Here is a 1850-nt window from a genome sequence, read left to right as displayed (position 1 = left end):
AGCGCCCGGCAATAGGGGACGCGGCGTCGCGGGGCTGGGGCACGCACCTCGCGTCGTTGTCGTCGGTCGACACCCAACACCAGGGTGCCTTCCTCCTCCGCCTCGCGATCTACGCGCCCCAGCCCCGCTCCTTGATCCACGCCCCTATTACCGGGCGCTCTAAGCGGTACCGGACGGCTCCCGGTCTCCGACCCTCGACATGCCCGGTGGGCTCCCGCCCGATCGTCCGCCGGAGAGACATTCGCCATTGCTGATACTCCGACGCGTCCGTCTCGGTCAGAGGGTTGGGTGCCGGGGCGGTCGCCGTCGTGGGCCCGACGGGATGGACACGCCACGAGCGACCGCATCAGCGGTCGAGTTTATGCATGCACAGTCAGGAAACCGACCAGGGGAGATGTGGTTGAGCGTCCGACCCCGATCCCCCGGCGGCCGACGGCCTGGGGCGGAGGGCGTGCGCCTGGTGCTCACCTTGATCAATGTGGATGTACCGTCTCCGGCGGTCCGTAGCGCGGGCTCGGCACAAGGAGGTCCGAATCGTGACAGACCTGTACTGGGATCCGTTCGACACGGTGCTCGATGTAGCCCCGCACCCGCTCTGGCGTCGGATGCGCGACGAGGCGCCGGTCTACCGCAACGAGAAATTCGACTTCTTCGCCCTCTCCCGGCACGCGGACGTCGATGGGGCACACCTCGACCCCGCGACCTACAGCTCCGCCTACGGCACGGTCCTGGAGCTGATGGGGCCAGAGCCCATGCAGACCGGTCACATGATCTTCATGGACCCGCCGGCGCATACAACCCTGCGGGTGCTGGTCTCCCGTGCCTTCACCCCCCGTCGGGTCTCCGCGCTGGAGCAATACGTCCGCACGCTGTGCGCCGAGCTTCTCGACGCACAGATCGGCGGCGGCGGGTTCGACTACGTCCAGGACTTCGCCGCTCAGCTCCCCTCGCTGGTCATCTCAGCGCTGATGGGGGTCGATCCGGCCGACCGTGAGGAGGTGCGTCACACGATCGATGAGACCTTCCACATCGAGGAAGGCAAGGGCATGATCAACGACGTCTCCTTCGCCGCCCAGATCAAGCTGCACACCTACTTCACCGAGCAGATCGACCTGCGGCGCAAGGCCCCGCGAGACGACATGATGACCGCACTCGTCGAGGCCGAGGTCACCGCCGCGGAGGGCGCCCGCCGGCTCACCACCTCCGAGGCGGCCGACTTCGCGCACCTGCTCGTGGGCGCCGGCACCGAGACGGTCGCCCGACTGCTGGGATGGGCCGCTGACCTGCTGGCCGCTCATCCCGACCAGCGCGCGCTCCTGGCCGCCGACCCGTCCCTGGTGCCGAACGCCGTCGAGGAGACCCTGCGCTACGAGGCCCCCTCACCCGTCCAGGGCCGCGTCAACACCCGGGACGTCGAACTGCACGGCACCACCATCCCCGCCAAATCCAAGATTTTGCTGCTCACCGCCGCGGCTGGCCGGGACGAACGCAAGTACCCCGACGCCGACCGTTACGACGTCCGCCGCCGTTTCGACAGCCACGTGTCCCTCGGCCACGGCATCCACTTCTGCCTTGGTGCGGCGCTCGCCCGGCTGGAAGGGCGCATCGCGCTGGAGGAAACCCTGAGCCGCTTCCCGACCTGGGATGTCGACCACGACCGCGCCGTCCGACTACACAACCAGCACCGTGCGTGGTTACAAACGGCTACCGATTGTTATCTGAACGCGATCGTTTGGGTCTGTCAACAGCCTAACGGGCCGGCGGGATGTTCTGGTTGACGTGGAAGTGATTTCCGGGGTCGTACCGGGCCTTGACCTCGGCGAGCCGGTCATAGTTGCCGCGGTAGGAAG

Annotated in this window: 1 protein-coding gene and 1 pseudogene; one reads left to right on the top strand and one right to left on the bottom strand. The window is 67.7% G+C overall.

What is annotated here, in order from left to right:
* The first annotated feature begins 533 nt into the window (after positions 1–533).
* Positions 534–1722, top strand: a pseudogene (locus tag U9980_RS22440) (cytochrome P450).
* A gap of 27 nt (positions 1723–1749) precedes the next feature.
* Here U9980_RS22440 and U9980_RS22435 read toward each other — a convergent pair.
* A partial coding sequence (locus U9980_RS22435; RefSeq protein ID WP_322769746.1) for a BBE domain-containing protein occupies positions 1750–1850 on the bottom strand: 101 nt, incomplete at its 5' end.

The organism is Protofrankia sp. Cr1 (assembly GCF_963555865.1).
GTDB lineage: Bacteria > Actinomycetota > Actinomycetes > Frankiales > Frankiaceae > Protofrankia.
This window is presented reverse-complemented; position numbering and strand designations above follow the sequence as displayed.